Below are 17,161 nucleotides of genomic sequence, written 5' to 3' on the forward strand. Positions count from 1 at the left end.
TGTACGCCGGGCCCGGGGCTCCTCGCGTGTCCAACGCCAGAGACCCGCGTGTCCAACATTCGGGACCGGTGAGTTCAACACCAGCGACCCCTGAGTTCAACAATCGTTGCCTCGGGGTCGGCCACGAAAACGCAACTCGTGGGGGCTGAATGCGTAACTCGCCGGGGCCGAACGCGCGACTCGCGGGGGCCCAACGCGCGACTCGCGCGTTTGCGGGTGTTAACGGTGGGGGTGTGGGCTGGGGGCTATACAGTCGAGGCATGGTTGAGGTGTCGCGGGAGACTCTTGCGGCGCTCGAGCGTGCGTCCGGGAAGCTTGCTTCCGCCGCGCTCGCCTCCATGGATGAGCAGTTTGCCTGGTTTGGGCGGATGCCGGCTGACCAGCGAGCGTCCGTTCAGCTCATCGCTCAGACCGGGGCGGCCGGGTTCACCGCCTACCTGCAGGACCAGCGGGAAGCCATCCGGCTCACCACCGACGCGTTTCGACAGGCGCCCCGGGACCTCTCGCGGTGGATCTCGTTACGGCAGACCGTCGAACTGGTGCGGGTCGCCGTTCACGTGATCGAACGGGAGGTGCCGCGGCTCGCCGCGGACGAGGCAGAGCGGCGGGTACTCACCGAGGCCGTGCTCCGGTACGGGCGAGAGGTCGCCTTCACCTCCGCCATGTCCTACGCGTCCGCCGCCGAGACCCGCGGTGCGTGGGACGCTCGGCTCGAGGCCTCCGTCGTGGACGCCATCGTCCGGGGCGACGCCGAGGAGTCCCTGCTCAGCCGGGCCGCGGCCCTTGGCTGGGATCTCGACGAGCCAGCCACCGTGCTCGTCGGCAACTCGCCGTCCGACGACCCGCCCACCGTTCTCTACGAGGTCCGCAGCCGGGCCGCGCGGGCCAACCGACCCGTACTGCTCGGGGTGCAGGGGTCCCGCCTCATCGTCGTACTCGCCGGGGAGACCGACGACGAGACCGTGCTCACCAAGTTATCCGCCTCCTTCGGTGAAGGGCCTGTGGTCGCCGGGCCGACGGTCGCCAGCATCGCCGACGCCCACCGCAGCTCCGCCGAGGCGCTGTCCGGGCTGCGAGCCGTGGTCGCCTGGCCCGCCGCGCCCCGTCCGGTGCGGTCCACCGACCTGCTGCCCGAGCGGGCGCTCGCCGGGGACCCCGAGGCGGAGTGGCAGCTCATCGACCAGATCGCGCGCCCCCTCGAGAAGGCCGGTGGGGCGCTCCTCGAAACCGTCGAGACCTACCTGGAGGCCGGCGGAGTGCTCGAGACCTGCGCACGGCTGCTTTTCGTACACCCCAACACCGTGCGCTACCGCCTCCGCAAGGCCACCGAGATCACCGGACAAAACGCCAACCTGCCAAGGGACGCGCTCGTGCTCCGCATCGCGCTCGCAGTGGGACGTTTGTCACGTTCCCGTGGCCTCTGGTAGCCAGGGAACCACAGAAACCCGCCTTTCTCGTTCATTCAGCGGTAACCTTTGTAGGGTTTCTACAACCCAGCCAGCCCGACTTGGTGAGTGGCGCTATCACCGCAATCGCCGAACACCGTGTTCCCTTGATGATGTGCTCGCGCTACTAGCCCCCGGTCAGGGCTCCCAGACTCCCGGCATGCTCACCCCTTGGCTCGAGCTCGAGGGCACCCGTGAGCGGCTGACGGCCTGGTCCGAGCTCGCCGGCCTGGATCTGGTCGAGCTCGGCACCGTGGCGGACGCGGACGCCATCAAGGACACCGCCGTCACGCAGCCGCTGGTGGTGGCCACCTCCCTGCTGGCCTACGAGGTGCTCGCCCAGCGGTACGAGCTGCCGGACGACCTGGTCGTCGCGGGGCACTCCGTCGGCGAGCTCGCCGCGGCCGCCGTCGCCGGGGTGCTCTCCTCGGACGACGCCGTCGCGCTCGCCGCCGTTCGTGGGCGTGAGATGGCCGCCGCCTGCGACGTCGTGTCCACCGGCATGGCCGCCGTGATGGGGGGAGAGCCGAACGACGTCGTCGCCTGGCTCGCCGACCACGACCTGACCGCGGCCAACATGAACGGCGCGGGCCAGATCGTCGCCGCGGGACCGGTCGACGCCATCGACAAGATCGTCGACGAGAAGCCCGACTTCGTGAAGAAGATCATCAAGCTCAAGGTCGCCGGCGCGTTCCACACCGACTACATGGTTCCTGCGCAGGAGAAGCTGCGGGAGAAGGCCAAGGACGTCCAGGTCAGCGACCCGACCCGCACGCTGCTGTCCAACGCCGACGGGCGGCGGGTGGATAGCGGCGCCGAGATGCTCGAGCGGCTGGTCGACCAGGTCACGCTGTCCGTGCGCTGGGACCTGTGCATGAACACCATGAAGGACCTCGGCGTGCACGTCACCGCCGAGTTGCCGCCCGCCGGCGCGCTGACCGGCCTGGCAAGGCGCGAGCTCACCGGCGCCACGACCGCGGCCCTCAAGACACCCGACAACTTCGCGAAGGTCACGGAGGCACTCGCATGACCACCCTGCGACGGGCCGCCAGTGTCCCCGGGACCCGCATACTCGGTCTCGGCAGCGCACAGCCGGAGCAGGTCGTCACCAACGACGACCTGTCCAAGACCATGGACACCAACGACACGTGGATCCGCGAGCGGGTCGGCATCGTCGAGCGGCGCTTCGCCGGCGAGAAGGACACCGTGGTCAGCATGGCCGTCGAGGCGGGCGCCAAGGCCATCGCGGACGCCGGGCTCTCGCCGTCCGACCTTGACACCGTGATCGTCGCGAACTGCACCACCAAGTCGCCGATACCGAACGCCGCCGCGCAGGTGGCGGAGCTCCTCGGGATCAAGGCGGCCGGCGGGTTCGACCTCAACGCGGCGTGCGCGGGCTTCTGCTACGGCCTCGGCGTCGCCTCCGACCTGGTGCTGTCCGGCTCCTCGAAGCGGACGCTGGTGATCGGTTCGGAGAAGCTCACCGACATCGTGGACCCGACCGACCGTTCCACGGCGATCATCTTCGCCGACGCGGCGGGCGCCGCGGTCGTCGGACCGTCGGACGAGCCGCGCATCGGGCCGGTGGCGTGGGGCACCGCGGGCGACCTCGTCGAGATGATCGGCATGACCGAGCGCCAGCACATCTACCAGGAGGGCCAGTCGGTGTTCCGCTGGGCCACCACGAAGATCGCGCCGATCGCGCTCAAGGCGTTGGACCTGGCCGGGCTGACGCCGGCGGACGTGGACGTGCTCGTGCCGCACCAGGCCAACCTGCGGATCGTCGAGGCGATCGCGAAGAAGCTGCGGAAAGAAGGCGCGCGGGAGGACATGGTCGTCGCCGACGACATCGTGTACTCCGGCAACACCTCCTCCGCCTCCATCCCGATGGCGATGGACCACCTGCGGGCCGCCGGCAAGATCCACTCCGGCGACGTCGCCCTGCTCGTCGGGTTCGGCGCCGGCCTTTCCTACGCCGGTCAGGTCGTGGTCTGCCCGTGACACGCTTCCGGACCGTCCGGTCCGGGTTGACAAAGGAGAAACGAACGCCAATGGCAGAGAAGTTCAGCGACGCGGACATCCTGGCCGGCCTCGCCGAGATCGTCGAAGAGGTCGCCGGCGTCGAGGCCAACGAGGTCACCGCCGAGAAGTCGTTCGTGGACGACCTCGACATCGACTCGCTGTCGATGGTGGAAATCGCCGTCCAGGCCGAGGACCGGTTCGAGGTCAAGATCCCGGACGCGGAGCTCGCCAACCTCAAGACGGTCGGCGACGCGGTGGCCTACGTCTCCAAGAACGTCTGACAAACCACCCGACGAAGGACCACGGAGGGGGCCATGAGTACGACGGAAGTCGTCGTCACCGGAATGGGCGCGACCACACCGCTCGGCGGCGACGTCGCGTCCACATGGGACGGTCTGATCGCCGGTCGCAACGGCGTGAAGATCAACGATGCGGACTGGGCCGAGCGGTTCGACCTGCCGGCGCGACTGCACGCCCCGCTGGCCGTGGAGCCTTCCGAGGTCCTGCCACGGGTGCAGTTGCGCAGGCTCGACCGCTGTGAGCAGGTCGCGCTCATCGCGGCGCGGCAGGCATGGGCGGACGCCGGCTTCGAGCTGCCGTCCGACGAGCACGAGCCGGTGGATCCGGACCGGCTCGGTGTCAGCATCGGCACCGGGATCGGCGGTCCGGCCACGCTCCTCGCGCAGGACGACCTGCTCGAGGAGCACGGTCTGCGCAAGGTGTCGCCGCTGACCGTGCCCATGCTCATGCCGAACGGTCCGGCGGCGCACGTCAGCATCGAGTTGCGGGCACGGGCCGGGGTGCACTCCCCGGCGTCGGCCTGTGCCTCGGGCGCCGAGGGTCTGGCCCAGGCGTACCAGATGATCCAGTCCGGTCGCGCGGACGTCGTGGTCGCTGGTGGCGCCGAGGCGTGCATCATGCCGATCACGGTGGCGGGCTTCGCCCAGTCCCGGACGTTGTCGCTGCGCAACGACGAACCGGACCGCGCTTCGCGGCCGTTCGACGTCGACCGCGACGGGTTCGTGCTCGGTGAGGGCGCCGGTGTGCTGATCCTCGAGTCAGCCGAGCACGCGCGGGCCCGCGGCGCGCGGGTATACGGCAAGCTCGCCGGCACCGGCATCACGTCCGACGCCTACCACATCACGGGCAACCACCCGGAGGGCATCGGCCAGATGGGCGCGATGACGCAGGCGATCCGGCAAGCCGGTCTCACGCCGGCCGACATCGCCCACGTCAACGCGCACGCCACCTCCACGGTGGTCGGCGACATCGGCGAGGCGGCCGCGATCCGCAAGGCCGTGGGAGATCACGTGGTGCTCACCGCGCCGAAGAGCGCGTTCGGTCATCTGGTCGGCGGCGCTGGCGCGGTCGAGAGCATCGTGACGATCCTGTCGATCTACCACGGGATCATCCCGGCCACGCGAAACCTGGAGAACCAGGACCCGAAGATCGAGCTGGACGTCGTGGCCGGCGAGCCACGCAAGCTGGAGCTGACCGCCGCGATGAACGACTCGTTCGGCTTCGGCGGCCACAACGTAGCCCTGGTCTTCACTGCCTAACCCGCGTGTCCAACACCCAGGACCCGCGTGTCCAACACACTCGACCCCCGAGTTCAACAAACCGGTTGAGCGCTAGCCCAACGATTTGTCGAACTCGGGGGTCTGTGTTGTTGAACTCAGCGGTCTCGAGTGTTGGACACGCGGGTCTCGAGTGTTGGACACGCGCGGGTCAGGTGCCGGGGCAGCGTTCGGTTTGGGGGTTTTTGCTCGTTGGGCCCCCTGCGAGTTTCCACTCGTTTCGGTCCTTGGCGAGGAGCCACACCACGTTCCAGTTGATGCACGGGGCTCGGAGCTCCGGTGGGGCGTCGTCCTCGTGCTGGATGCTCGTGAACCGCAGGAGGACACGGGCGGTGTCGTCGCCGGTCGCCTCGATGCGGTAGATGACGATGCTGCCGTCCCGGGTCGAGCGGTAGTCGATGCGCCACTGCTTTTCCGGCGTGGTCCGCAGGCGCTCGTTGGTGACCGTCGTGGACCAGCCGTCGTAGTCCTTCTCGTTGATCGCGTCGAAGTAGCGCTGCAGCAACGACTGAAGCGTGTTGAACAGCGGGTGGGTCGTGGCGTCGACCGTGCCCTGCACCTCCGCCGAACCCGGTTGCTCGCTCAGCGGCACCACAGACGGGGACGGCTCGACGGCGGCGGGCGGCGAAGGCGGTGGTTCCTTGTACAGGCTGCGCGCGACCAGGGCGCCGAGCGCGGTCGCGATCACCGTGATCAGCAGCACCGGCAGCAACCACAGCTGCCGAGAAGAACCCGTGGACACGGACTACAGGATGGCAGGCTCACCCCACCCGGTGCAGCCAGGTCACCGGCGCGCCGTCGCCGGCCCGGCGGTACGGCTCCAGAGCGGCGTCCCACGAGGCGCCGAGCAGCTCGTCGACCTTGTGCGCGAAGGCCTCCCCCGCCCGCGCGGACATCGCCATGGCTCTCAGCTGGTCCTCGCCGACCACGATGTCGCCGTTGGCGCTCGTGCGGGCACGCCACAGGCCGAGGGTGGGCGCGAAGCAGAACCGCTCGCCATCCACACCATGGCTCGGCTCCTCGGTGACCTCGAAACGCAGCATCGGCCAGGCTTTGAGGGCAGCAACAAGTTTCGCGCCCGTGCCAGGCTCGCCGGTCCAGGCGCACTCGGCGCGCAGCTGGCCGGCGGCTTCGGGCTGTGCGGTCCACTGGAGGCTCGCACGTACCCCAAGGGTGCCCGAAATAGCCCACTCGACGTGCGGACATACCGCAGACGGCGACGAGTGGACGTACACAACGCCACGAGTGCTCACTGCTGACCTCCGCTGCTCGACGAGGATTCGTCTTCCCCTACGTCCTCGTCATCGGCATCGGCTGCAGAGACACACGCTGGTCCATTGTGCCCTGTGCACGGGTAGTTACGCCACACTATCGGGCTTTGGCTACCGTTGTCCCGTCGGGCCCGCTGGGTCCGCCTTGCGTTTCAGAGGGGGTGCGCGGTGCGGGTCGTGCGGGTCGGGGGCGAACCTTCCACAGTCGGAGCCGACGTTCGGGCCGCGCTCACATCGTGGGGACGCGGCGAGTCGGTCGTCGGCGGCGTCGCACTGGTGGGTGTCCGCCCGAAGGGCTGGGACCAGCCGGTCGACGCGGTGGTGGTGTTACCCCGCGGGGTCCTGGTGGTCGTCGGCGTCGACCTCCCCGACCCCGCGGTCCGGCTCGACGCGCCGTTATCGGGACAGTGGAAGACCGACGGGTGGCCGCTCGTGCGCCCGGACGGCGCGGTGAACCCGGCCGCGGACGCGGAGGCGACGGTGACCGCGGTCCGCCGCACGCTCGAGCAGGCGAAGGTCGAACCGCTGCCCGTCGGCACGGTCGTCGCGGTCGGGCCGTACGTCTCGCAGGTACACCAGCCGACCTCCGACCTGATACGCGGCGTGCGGATCCTGCACCCTGAGCCGAAGACGCTGCTGACCGCGGCCCGCGAACTGGCCGTGTACCCGCGTCCCTGCACGGTCGGCCAGGCCCGCGCGATCCTCGCGGCCCTCACCGCCGACCACGGCCGCATCGACCTGACCGGCGAAGGCTTCACCGACTCCACCGTCCCCGAGATGGGTGCGGCGAGCACGACGCTCATCCCCCGCATCGAACCGACCCACCGTCCCCCGGTCCCGGCACAACCCACTGGGAAGTCGCGCGGCCCGATCCGCTGGCTGCCGGCGGGCGCCGCCATGCTCGTGGCGTTGTTGCTGCTCACCGGGATCGTGTACGCGGTCGCGTCGTCCGGGCCGTCCGACGACAGGCGGGGCTCGACCGCCACGACCCGCACGGAGTCAAGCGGGGTCACCATCGACGGCGTCACGTTCGAGCCGGTGGGAGCAATCTCCGACACCGACTGCGCGGCACACGCCTACGGCGACGTCCAGGTGTGGCTGGAGCGAAACCGCTGCTCGGAACTGGTGCGCGCCAGGTACGAGTCCACAACGGACGGCAAGCGGGCGGCGATACTGGTCGCCGTGCTGCGGTTCCCGGAAAGCGTGCTCGCCGGTGAGCTGGACACGATCGCGGAACGGCCGGGCAGCGGCGCGATCGCCGACGCGTCGACCGAGGGCACGGCGTGGCCTGGCGACTCGAAGCCGTTCTTCGAGTCCGCCGCGTTCGCGAGTGGGCGCGAGGGCAACAGCCTCAAGCTGGTGCAGGCGGTGTGGATCGGCGCTCCGTCCACACCGGACGACCAGACGCTGCAGACCCTGGCCAAGAGCGCGCTGGAAATCCCCTCACCCGCCTAACGGCCGGCCTCAACGACGAAGTCGGGGGCGTAGCCGTAGACGGCCGGCACCCCACCGGTGTGCACGAACACGACCGTCTCACCTGGACGGACGCCGGTCACCAGCGCGGCCGCCGCCTTGCCCGTGTACACCGGGTCGAGCACGATGCCCTCCGTGCGGGCGAAAAGCCGCAGCGCCGACCACACCTCGTCGGTAGGCAGGCCGTAGCCGTCGCCGAGAGCGCTGTCGTCGACGTCCACGTGGTGGAGCTTCGGCTCGTCGATGCCCAGTTCCTCGGCGGCGAGCCCGGCCGCCGCCTCGATCTTCCCGAGCGTGCCCTCGGCGTCGCGGGACACGCTGACCGCGGTGATGGGGATGTCGGCGCCGATCGCCAGCCCGGCGACCGTGCCGCCGGAGCCGGAGCCGCACACGATGCGGTCGATGCGCCGCCCGTCGAGCTGCTCCCGTAACTCCTGTGCCGCGGCGACATAGCCGAGCACGCCGAGCCCGCTGGAGCCACCGACCGGGAGGGTGACGGAGCTCGCGGTGGCGAGCGCGCCCGCGGTGTAGGCGGCTTCCTCGTCGGTGTCGCAGACGTGGACGCGGGCGCCGAACAACCGGTCGAGGGCGACGTTGCCGGACCGGTCGTACGCGAAGCCCGTGAGCGGGACGTCGCGGGTGAGGACGAGTTCGCAGCGCAGGCCGAGCCGCGCGCAGGCGGCGGCGGTGAGGCGGCCGTGGTTGGTCTGCACGCCACCGAAAGTGATGATCGTGTCGGCGCCGGCGGCGAGCGCGGCGGCGAGGGTGAACTCGAGCTTGCGGAGCTTGTTGCCACCGAGGCCGAGACCGTTGACGTCGTCCCTCTTCACCAGCACGGTGGCGCCGAGCGTCGCACTGAGGCGGGGACAGTCGTCGAGCGGCGAGGGCCATGTGCCGAGGGGGATGCGGGGAAACGTCGACAGGTCCACACGGCGAGTCTGCCGCCGCGCGGGGCGGGCCGCCACCCACGCTATCCTCATCACTGTTCGGATCAATCCAATTCGGAGGACCTTGTGGCGCAGCGGACGATTCTCGAACTGGTCGACGACCTGGACGGCGGCAAGGCCGACGAGACCGTGAGCTTCGCCCTTGACGGGGTCGAGTTCGAGATCGACCTGTCAGCCGACAACGCGGCCCGGCTGCGTGACACGTTCGCCGAGTTCGTCGGCCACGGACGCCGGATCGGCGGCCGGAAGAAGACCGGCGCGAGCACGCCGAAGGTCGTCACCCCGGCCAGCAACGGCAAGCCGGACACGCAGGCCGTGCGCGAGTGGGCCCGCAGTCAGGGTGAGGTCGTCGCCGAGCGTGGCCGCGTGCCGCAGGCACTGGTGATGCGTTTCCAGGAAGCCCACTCGAACTGAGCAATGGCCGGCTTGGCCTCCGGCCCCCGATTTCCAGCCTACGGCAAGGCACCGACAATGCCGGGGTGTTCGGCTGTGGATTGTGGACAACCGGGCGGGTTGTGGACAACTGACCACCAAACGATCTTCGGCTCGCGAAACTGTCCGCCCCACGTGGGACAATGGATATCGGGGGCCGGAGGCCACGGCCGTCCGGGCCCAGAGTGCCGGCCGCTGCCGAGTCGCGCGCCGAAGGCCACCGGTCGCTGACCGAAGACCAGCTGCCCAAAAGCGCGCCGGAGGCCGCCGCTGAATCCGGGCGGCCGTTATCTCAGGACACCGAACCCAGCGGGCAGGTCTGGCCTCTGGCCAAATCGCCAGGACGTCATTCCGCGCCGAGTCAGGCTGCTGCCGGTAGCTTTCGGGCCGAGGGCATTGCCCATTTGCCCAGGCGGTGGGTCGCGAGTACCGGGTGCGGCACGAGCGGTCCGAGGCGTGGCTCGCGGACCACGGTTCGCACGGTTTTCTGCACCGCTCGCAAGGTTTCCGCCAGTGTGCGCATCGCCGCCGTGCTGACCGTGGGTGGGTAGGCGCGGCGGCCGTACAGCTCCACCGCCCACGCGGGCAGCAGCGAATAGGCCAGATGTCCGACCATCGGCTCGTACAGTTTCAGGCCCAGTGCCAGCCGGCCGCCGACCGGAGGCCTGTGCAGGAAGGCGTAGATGAGGTCCGTGTCGTCGGTTCGGCGCAGGCGTGGCCGCATGGCGCACAGGTATGACCGCATCTCCGCCACCGAGCCCGGGACCTCCGCCGGGTCGAGGCCGACCAGTGCCGCGGACGCGCGTTGCTCGTCCAGGTACTGGTCGGCGTGTGCCGCGGTCAGCGGGAAGCCGGCCCGTCGCACCACTGTCAGGAACGACGACACCTCGGCGCAGTGCACCCACAGCAGCAGTTCCGGCTCGTCGATGCGGAACGTCCTGCCCTCGTAGGTGGCGCGCAGCGAGCGGTGCACCGTGCGGACCTTGGCGGCCTGCCGGTCGACCTCGTCGCGTGGGCAGTACGTCGCCGCGCCGACGAAGTTCGCCGTGCGGATCAGGCGGCCCAGCGGGTCGGAGCGGAAGTCGGAGTTCTGCACGATTCCCGCGACCGCGCGGGGGTGCAGTGCCTGCAGGTACAGGCTCCTGATCCCCGCCAGCCACATGGCCGGCTCGGCGTGCAGCTGCCAGCTCACCGAGGACGGGCCGAACAACCCGACGTCGTTAGGCTTGTCCGCCATGGACCCATTGAACCTCGAACTGCCGCGCACGGCACTGGTTCTCGTTGATCTCATGCCACGGATCATCGCGCTGCCGACCGCGCCGCACAGCGGGGAGCAGGTCTTCGAACGCTGCGTCCGCCTCGCCGACGAGTTCCGGGCGCGGGGTGCGCTCGTGGTGTGGGTCCGTGTCGAGCGGCCCGGTGCCCAGCCGGAAGGCAGCGAGCTGGCGGTCGAGCCGCACGGGCAGGACGTGGTGGTGGTCAAGAAGACCTGGGGCGCGTTCGGCTCCAGCACCATCGACGAAGAACTCCGCAAGCACGACATCAGCACGCTCGTGCTCGCCGGGATCGCCACGAACTTCGGCGTCGAGTCCACCGGCCGGGGCGCCGACGACCACGGCTACGACACGGTCTTCGTCACCGACGCCATGACCGGGCTCGAACAGCACGCGCACGAGTTCACGGTCGCGTACGTCTTCCCGAAGCTCGGCCGGGTGGTCACCACAGAACAACTGCTCACACAGCTCTGATAACGTCGTCCGCAACGTGGACAATGTTGAGGAGAGCGGTGTGACCGTCAAGTACATCGGCGCTGTCGGTATTGCGGACGCTTTGGGGGTCAGCCGCCACGCCGTGCACAAGTGGCGTTCGCGCTATCCCGCGAACTCGAGCCATCCCTTCCCTCACCCCGATGTCGAGATCGACGGGAACCCCGGCTGGCGCCCTACCCGGATCGACGAGGTGACGCGGTGGCGCGACGGCCTGCCCGGTCGCGGCGCGGGTGGCGGGCGGCCCACCGCGGCACGGCAGGAGTTCCTCGCAGACGCGTTGGCGCGTGGCTTCACGCGAGACGAGGCATTGCGGGCGATCGCGAGCTTCGCCGAGGAGTTCCCCGAGATGACCGAGCCGGAGCTGTACGCGTGGCTCATGGAGAAGTGGAGCTAGAGCGCCTTCAGCTCCTCGGCGATCTCCGTGACCGACGACTTCGCGTCGCCGAACAGCATGGCCGTCTTCGGGTTGTAGTACAGCTCGTTGTCCACGCCCGCGAAGCCCGGCCGCATCGAGCGCTTCAGCACGATGATCGACTTGCTCTCGTCGACGTCGAGGATCGGCATGCCGTAGATGGGTGACGCCTGGTCGGTACGCGCGGCCGGGTTCGTCACGTCGTTGGCGCCGATCACCAGTGCCACGTCGGTGCGGGTGAACTCGCCGTTGATCTGGTCCATCTCGCGAAGCCGGTCGTACGGCACGTCCGCCTCCGCCAGCAGCACGTTCATGTGCCCTGGCATGCGGCCGGCCACTGGGTGGATGGCGTAGTACACCGACACGCCCTTCTCCTCCAACAGGCTCGACAGCTGCCGAACGGCGTGCTGCGCCTGGGCGACCGCGAGCCCGTAGCCCGGCACGATGATCACCTGACGGGCGAACGCCATCTGGATCGCCGCGTCCCCCGCCGAGGTCTGCCGGACCGCACGGTCACCCGCCTCGACCGCACCGGCGACCGCACCGCCGCCGAAACCACCGGCCACGATCGCCGGGATGGAACGGTTCATGGCCTTGGCCATCAACCGGGTGAGGATCGAGCCGGACGCGCCGACGATCATGCCGGCCACGATCAGCGCGGTGTTGGCCAGCGCCAGCCCCATGGCCGCAGCCGACAACCCCGTCGCCGCGTTCAGCAGGGAGATCACCACCGGCATGTCGGCGCCGCCGATGGGCAGCACCACCAGCAGCCCCAGGACCGACGACGTCACCAGCAGGCCGACCATCAGCCACTCCGACGTGCCACCGACCACAATGGACACACCGCACGCCACGGCGGCCAGTAGCACCAACAGGTTCAGCGGCTGCTGCAACCTGCCGACGGAGATGGGCCGGCCGGGCAGAATCTCCTGGAGCTTCCCGAACGCGATGTTGGAGCCCCAGAACGACGCGCTCCCCACGATCGCCGCGAACAGCGACGCCACCGCGACATAGGCGGCCTCGTGGGCGAACCCCGCACTGCTGCGGAACTCCACCCACGCGATCAACGCGATCGCCCCGCCGCCGACGCCGTTGAACAGCGCGACCATCTGCGGCATCGCGGTCATCTTCACCCGCCGCGCCGCCGGGACGCCCACGGCCGTGCCGATGGCGACACCCAGCAGGATCAGCCACCAGTTGCCGAGACCGGGCGTCATCAGGGTCGCGATCACCGCGACCCCCATGCCGGCGGCCGCGATCATATTGCCGCGCACCGCAGTCCTCGGCCCGGTCAGGCCCATCAAGCCGTAGATGAACAAAGCGAACGCGACGATGTACAGGCTCTGGATGACCGTCGTGTTCACTTGCGGTCCTTGTCCTTGAACATGCCGAGCATCCGGTCGGTCACCAGGAACCCGCCGACCACGTTGATGGTGCCGAACGCGATGGCCACCACCAGCAGGATCTTGTTCAGCACGCCCTCGGCGCCGAGCCCCAGCACGATGAACCCGCCCAGCACGACGATCCCGTGGATCGCGTTGGTGCCGGACATCAACGGCGTGTGCAGGGTGTTCGGCACCTTGGAGATCACGGCGAAGCCGACGAAACCGGCAAGCACCAGGATCGCCAGGTTCTGCACCAGCATTCCTACCCCCTTGTAGGACAACGAGATTGATCGCTCCGCGAGCTCCGCTCAGAAAGATCAGAGCAGCGGCGGCACCATGGCCTCGATCAGGTGCGGCCCCGGTTCGGCGAGGGCCTTCGCGAACTGGTCGGCCAGCTCCTCGGCCGTGGTGGCCCGCGACGCCGGCACGCCCATGCCCCGTGACATCGACACGAAGTCCAGGTCCGGCCCGGCCAGGTCGAGCAACTGCTGCGCCTTCGGGCCTGCCTCCGACGCGCCGACCCGCGACAGCTCCATCCTCAGGATCGCGTACGCGCGGTTGTTCAGCAGCACGGTCGTCACGTCGAGCCCTTCGCGGGCCATCGACCACAGCGCGGACGCCGTGTACATGGCGCTGCCGTCCGCCTGCAGACAGACCACGGGCCGGTCGGGGCACGCGACCGCGGCACCCACCGCCACGGGCAGGCCCTGCCCGATCGCGCCGCCGGTCAGCGTCAGCACGTCGTGGCGGGGCGCGCCGGCCGTCGTCATGGGGATCATGAGCCCCGACGTGTTGGCCTCGTCGGACACGATCGCGCCCTCGGGCAGCAGTGCGCCGATGACCTCGGTCCAGTTCTGCGGCGTCAGCGCACCGGACGGCACCGCCGGGCGGGAGGCCGGCTGCAACACCGGCTCCGTGTCCGAGGCGACCATGTCCGCGAGGTTCTCGAGCGCGCCGGTGCCGTCCTCGCCCAGGACGGAGAGCACGTGCACGGTGCAGCCGTCCGGCACCAGCTCCGAGGCCTTGCCGGGGTAGGCGAAGAAAGACACGGGCGACTTGGCGCCCACGAGGACCAGGTGCTTGACGTCGGTGAGCTGCCACTGCACCTGCTCGGCCAGGTACCCGAGCCGCTCGACGTTCGGCAGGCCGGCGCCACGCTCGATGCGGGCGGGGAACGTCTCGGCGAACAGCTTCACGCCGGTCGCGGCGGCGATCCGGCTGGCGGCACGCAGGCCACGTTCGCGTGTCGTGCCGTGGCCGAGCAGCAGCACGACCGGCTCACCGCCCCGCACCACGTTGGCGATCTCCGCCACCCGGTCGTCCTCGACGGGCTGTGCGGCGACCGGCTCGACCTGGTCACCGACCACACCGCCGTCGGACCACGACACGTCGGCGGGCAGCACGAGGTTGGCGATCTGGCCCGGCGGCTGCATGGCGGCGGCGACCGCGGCGGCCGCGTCCGCGCCCACCTCCTTGGCCAGGTGCGAGGTCCTGGACCAGCCGCCGAGCCAACCGGTGAGCGCGTCGATGTCGGACTCGAGGGGCGCGTCGAAACCCTTGTGGTAGCGGGCGTGGTCGCCGATCACGTTGACGATCGGGGTGTGCGCGCGGCGTGCGTTGTGCAGGTTCGCGAGGCCGTTGGCCATCCCGGGGCCCAGGTGCAGCAGCGTGGCGGCGGGCCGGTCGGCCATCCGGCCGTAGCCGTCGGCCGCGCCGGTGACCACCCCCTCGAACAGGGACAGCACGGCCCGCATCTCCGGCACGGCGTCGAGCGCGGCGACGAAGTGCATCTCGGAGGTGCCGGGGTTCGCGAAGCAGACGTCGACGCCGCCGTCGACGAGTGTCCGCAGGAGCGCCTTGGCGCCGTTCATGTCGTTTGTCTCCTCTGTTGAATTGCCTCGCTGCCGCTCGGCGTTCGCGGGCTCAGTCAAAGAGGACGCCGGGATTGAGGATGCCCTGCGGGTCGAACGCGTGCTTGACCCGACGCATCAGCTCGATCTTGTCGGGGTCCTCCAGCTCGAGGAAGTGCCGCTTCTTCTCGCGGCCGATGCCGTGCTCGCCGGAGATCGCGCCGCCCAGCGCCATGCCGGCGGCGAACAGCTCGTGCAGGACGCGGTGGCGCACCTCGGGGTCCTTCTGGAACACGGCGAGGTGCACGTTGCCGTCGCCGGCGTGCCCGCAGCCGACCACCAGCGTCTGGTTGCTCTGTGCGACCTGGAGGACCTTCGTGAAGAACTCCGGCAGGGACGACCTCGGCAGCACGGTGTCGATGATGTCGTCGGCGTCGGCGCCCTTGGCCGTGAAGAACGCCTTCTCGCGGGCCTCGATGAGCTTGCGGGCGGCGCCGCCCGGCAGCGCGTACATGTCCAGCGCGCCCAGCTCGGTGACCAGCTCGCCGGCCGCCTCCAGGTCCTCCGCCAGCCGCGCGGCGGAGTTGTTCTCCAGCATGACCACGAGGAAGGCCTGCGCCTTCTCCTTGATCTCGTCCGGGATGCCGAGCTGCAGGTCGTGCGTGTAGGTGATGGCGCCCATGGTGAGCGCGTCGATGTACTCGAGGATCAGCGGGCCGAGCCCGGAGCCCACGACCTTCGGCACGGCGCCCATGACGGTGGCGAGGTCGGGGAACGGCGCGAGCAGCGTGGCCTGCTCGGCCATCCGGGGCTGGAGCTTCAGCACGGCCTCGGTGACCAGGGCGAGCGTGCCCTCGGAGCCGACGATGAGCTGGGTGAGGTCGTAGCCGGTGGACGCCTTGACGAACTTGCCGCCGGTGCGGATGACCTCGCCGGTGGGCAGCGCGGCCTGCAGGCCCAGCACGTGGTTGCGGGTGACGCCGTACTTGACCGCGCGCATGCCGCCGGCGTTCGTGTTGACGTTGCCGCCGAGGCTCGCGGACAGCTCACCGGGGTAGACCGGGTAGACGAGGCCAACCGCAGCGGTCGCCTCCTCCAGCTCGGTGAGCGTGACGCCCGGCTGGACGACGGCCACGTGGTTGACCGTGTCGATCTCCAGGATCTGGTTCATCCGTTCGAAGGACACGAGGATGCCGTCCGAGCGCGGAATGGCGGAGCCGCACAGACCGCTGCCGCTGCCGCGGGCGGTCACCGGCGTCGAGGTCTCCGCGGCGAGCACGAGGATCGCCGCCACCTCCTCCGCGCTGCCGGGCCGCACGACGTGCGCGGGTTTCGTCGGCGTCGCGCCGAGCGTCTCGTCGTGCGTGTAGTCGTCACCGATCGCCTCACCGGTGAGCACGTGCGCAGGCCCGACGATCTCCTCGAGCCGAGCCGCGATGTCCGACATTGGACTCCTCCTAGCTACGTCACGGCCACATTAGTCTGCTGATCAGCGTGGTGACATCCGTGGCGGCGCCGGTGTCCTGCCCAGTACGACGTCGGCACCCGTTCGGGCCAACGACGGTGCCATCTGGATGCCGTAACCGCCCTGTCCGGCGAAGAACACGAACCCGGGATGGTCGGGCCACGCACCGACGACAGGCTGCCGGTCGGCCACGAACGAGCGCAGCCCGGCCCACGCGGTGTGCACGGACCGCAGCCCGAGCGTGGTGGCGGCGTTGACCCGTTCGATGGCGATGGCCACGTCGAGGTCGTCGGGCCTGGCGTCGCCCGGCTCGGTGGGGGTCTCGTCCGCCGGGGAGATGAGCAGGTGGCCGCTCTCCGGGCGGAAGTAGAACCGGTCGGCGGCGTCGGCGACCAGCGGCCAGCCGGGGTCGACGTCCGCGCGGGCGAGGGCGATCGTACGACGCAGGGGCTGGAGCCCGATGGTCGGCACGCCAGCCAGTTCGGCGATCCGGTCGGCCCAGGCGCCGGCCGCGTCGACCACCGCGTCGACCCTGAGCCCGTTCACCACCCAGCCGTCGCCGGCCCTGCGCACCTCGGTCACCGGTTCGCCGGTGCGGATCTCGCCGCCGCGCTGCTTCACGCCGCGGACGTACCGGGCATGCAGGGCCATGACGTCGATGTCCATGGCCGTCCGGTCGATGGCGGCGGCCAGTGGCGTGCGCAGGATCGGGCACAGCTCGACGGCCTGTGCCGGGGTGAGGGGTTCGGCGTCGAGCGCACGGAGGTGGTCGACACCCTCGTCGTCGACCGCGATCCACAGGCTGGGGTGCGGGGTGAGGATGCCGTCGCCGAACAGTGGTCCACTGGCCACCGTGTGTTCGCGGACGGCGCCGTCGCCGTAGCTGGGTGCGTAGATGGCGGCCGAGCGGCCGGTGGTGTGCCGTGCCAGCTCGGGTTCGGCCTCGAAGAGGACGACCTTGACGTGCTCGGCCAGCTCGTACGCGATGGAGACGCCGGCGATCCCGCCACCGATGACCACGATCATGCTCACGAGCTTAATTCGTTTGCCGGTGTGATTACCGTGTCCGGTATGAGCGCGTTCTTAAGGCTGCGCCGTCGCTGACAGCGGCGG

Annotated in this window: 18 protein-coding genes; 9 read left to right on the forward strand and 9 right to left on the reverse strand. The window is 69.9% G+C overall.

Going from position 1 to position 17,161, the window contains the following annotated elements:
* Nucleotides 1-260 precede the first annotated feature (260 nt).
* From VF106_RS26690 to VF106_RS26710, 5 genes are all read left to right on the forward strand, one after another.
* Entirely contained in the window at nucleotides 261-1,427 is a 1,167-nt protein-coding gene (locus tag VF106_RS26690) for a PucR family transcriptional regulator (RefSeq protein ID WP_330842592.1), read from the forward strand.
* A 133-nt stretch (nucleotides 1,428-1,560) separates the two neighbouring features.
* The gene (locus tag VF106_RS26695) at nucleotides 1,561-2,475 is read left to right on the forward strand and encodes an ACP S-malonyltransferase (RefSeq protein ID WP_330842593.1); all 915 of its coding nucleotides are present in this window, start codon (nucleotides 1,561-1,563) and stop codon (nucleotides 2,473-2,475) included.
* Nucleotides 2,472-3,446, forward strand: a complete 975-nt coding sequence (locus VF106_RS26700; RefSeq protein WP_330842594.1) for a beta-ketoacyl-ACP synthase III — start codon at nucleotides 2,472-2,474, stop codon at nucleotides 3,444-3,446. Before VF106_RS26695 ends, VF106_RS26700 begins: the two co-directional genes overlap by 4 nt.
* A gap of 50 nt (nucleotides 3,447-3,496) precedes the next feature.
* Complete coding sequence (locus tag VF106_RS26705; protein WP_330842595.1) at nucleotides 3,497-3,748, forward strand: acyl carrier protein; 252 nt, start codon at nucleotides 3,497-3,499, stop codon at nucleotides 3,746-3,748.
* 33 nt (nucleotides 3,749-3,781) lie between these two features.
* Complete coding sequence (locus VF106_RS26710) at nucleotides 3,782-5,026, forward strand: beta-ketoacyl-[acyl-carrier-protein] synthase family protein (protein WP_330842596.1); 1,245 nt, start codon at nucleotides 3,782-3,784, stop codon at nucleotides 5,024-5,026.
* Nucleotides 5,027-5,195: 169 nt separating this feature from the next.
* Here VF106_RS26710 and VF106_RS26715 read toward each other — a convergent pair whose 3' ends face one another.
* Together VF106_RS26715 and VF106_RS26720 are read right to left on the reverse strand one after the other, a co-directional pair.
* Nucleotides 5,196-5,786, reverse strand: coding sequence for a hypothetical protein (locus VF106_RS26715; RefSeq protein ID WP_330842597.1), 591 nt, complete (start codon nucleotides 5,784-5,786; stop codon nucleotides 5,196-5,198).
* 19 nt (nucleotides 5,787-5,805) lie between these two features.
* A complete protein-coding gene (locus tag VF106_RS26720; protein ID WP_330842598.1) occupies nucleotides 5,806-6,297 on the reverse strand; it encodes a DUF3145 domain-containing protein in 492 nt (163 codons plus the stop codon).
* Between the two features lie 195 nt (nucleotides 6,298-6,492).
* On the opposite strand from VF106_RS26720, the gene VF106_RS26725 reads away from it, so the two are divergent.
* On the forward strand, nucleotides 6,493-7,770 hold the full coding sequence (locus VF106_RS26725) for a hypothetical protein (protein WP_330842599.1): 1,278 nt from the start codon (nucleotides 6,493-6,495) through the stop codon (nucleotides 7,768-7,770).
* Here the strand turns inward: VF106_RS26725 and VF106_RS26730 are convergent.
* Nucleotides 7,767-8,717, reverse strand: a complete 951-nt coding sequence (locus VF106_RS26730) for a pyridoxal-phosphate dependent enzyme (RefSeq protein ID WP_330842600.1) — start codon at nucleotides 8,715-8,717, stop codon at nucleotides 7,767-7,769. The genes VF106_RS26725 and VF106_RS26730 overlap by 4 nt on opposite strands.
* An 84-nt stretch (nucleotides 8,718-8,801) precedes the next feature.
* Between VF106_RS26730 and VF106_RS26735 the strand changes: the two genes are divergently transcribed.
* Nucleotides 8,802-9,149, forward strand: a complete 348-nt coding sequence (locus tag VF106_RS26735) for a histone-like nucleoid-structuring protein Lsr2 (RefSeq protein WP_330842601.1) — start codon at nucleotides 8,802-8,804, stop codon at nucleotides 9,147-9,149.
* 379 nt (nucleotides 9,150-9,528) lie between these two features.
* Here VF106_RS26735 and VF106_RS26740 read toward each other — a convergent pair whose 3' ends face one another.
* Nucleotides 9,529-10,404, reverse strand: coding sequence for an oxygenase MpaB family protein (locus tag VF106_RS26740; RefSeq protein ID WP_330842602.1), 876 nt, complete (start codon nucleotides 10,402-10,404; stop codon nucleotides 9,529-9,531).
* Here VF106_RS26740 and VF106_RS26745 point away from each other — a divergent pair.
* Nucleotides 10,403-10,915, forward strand: coding sequence for an isochorismatase family protein (locus tag VF106_RS26745; protein WP_330842603.1), 513 nt, complete (start codon nucleotides 10,403-10,405; stop codon nucleotides 10,913-10,915). The two genes, VF106_RS26740 and VF106_RS26745, sit on opposite strands and share 2 nt — an antisense overlap.
* A 40-nt stretch (nucleotides 10,916-10,955) precedes the next feature.
* The gene (locus VF106_RS26750; RefSeq protein WP_330842604.1) at nucleotides 10,956-11,330 is read left to right on the forward strand and encodes a hypothetical protein; all 375 of its coding nucleotides are present in this window, start codon (nucleotides 10,956-10,958) and stop codon (nucleotides 11,328-11,330) included.
* Here the strand turns inward: VF106_RS26750 and VF106_RS26755 are convergent.
* Genes VF106_RS26755 through VF106_RS26775 form a run of 5 tightly spaced genes read right to left on the reverse strand, consistent with a single transcriptional unit; the run spans nucleotide 11,327 to nucleotide 17,074 of the window.
* Nucleotides 11,327-12,712, reverse strand: a complete 1,386-nt coding sequence (locus VF106_RS26755; protein ID WP_330842605.1) for an NAD(P)(+) transhydrogenase (Re/Si-specific) subunit beta — start codon at nucleotides 12,710-12,712, stop codon at nucleotides 11,327-11,329. The genes VF106_RS26750 and VF106_RS26755 overlap by 4 nt on opposite strands.
* Nucleotides 12,709-12,993 (reverse strand): NAD(P) transhydrogenase subunit alpha part 2, encoded by a 285-nt coding sequence (locus VF106_RS26760; protein WP_330842606.1) that lies wholly within the window; start codon nucleotides 12,991-12,993, stop codon nucleotides 12,709-12,711. The genes VF106_RS26755 and VF106_RS26760 overlap by 4 nt, the downstream gene beginning before the upstream one ends.
* 57 nt (nucleotides 12,994-13,050) lie before the next feature.
* Nucleotides 13,051-14,604 carry an acetolactate synthase large subunit gene (locus VF106_RS26765; RefSeq protein WP_330842607.1) on the reverse strand — a complete coding sequence of 518 codons (1,554 nt, stop codon included), beginning with the start codon at nucleotides 14,602-14,604 and terminating at the stop codon, nucleotides 13,051-13,053.
* A gap of 52 nt (nucleotides 14,605-14,656) precedes the next feature.
* Entirely contained in the window at nucleotides 14,657-16,030 is a 1,374-nt protein-coding gene (locus VF106_RS26770; protein WP_330842608.1) for an FAD-binding oxidoreductase, read from the reverse strand.
* Between the two features lie 42 nt (nucleotides 16,031-16,072).
* On the reverse strand, nucleotides 16,073-17,074 hold the full coding sequence (locus VF106_RS26775; protein ID WP_330842609.1) for an NAD(P)/FAD-dependent oxidoreductase: 1,002 nt from the start codon (nucleotides 17,072-17,074) through the stop codon (nucleotides 16,073-16,075).
* Nucleotides 17,075-17,161 lie beyond the last annotated feature (87 nt).

It is taken from the genome of Actinophytocola sp. (assembly GCF_036378875.1).
In the GTDB taxonomy this organism is placed as follows: Bacteria; Actinomycetota; Actinomycetes; order Mycobacteriales; family Pseudonocardiaceae; genus Actinophytocola.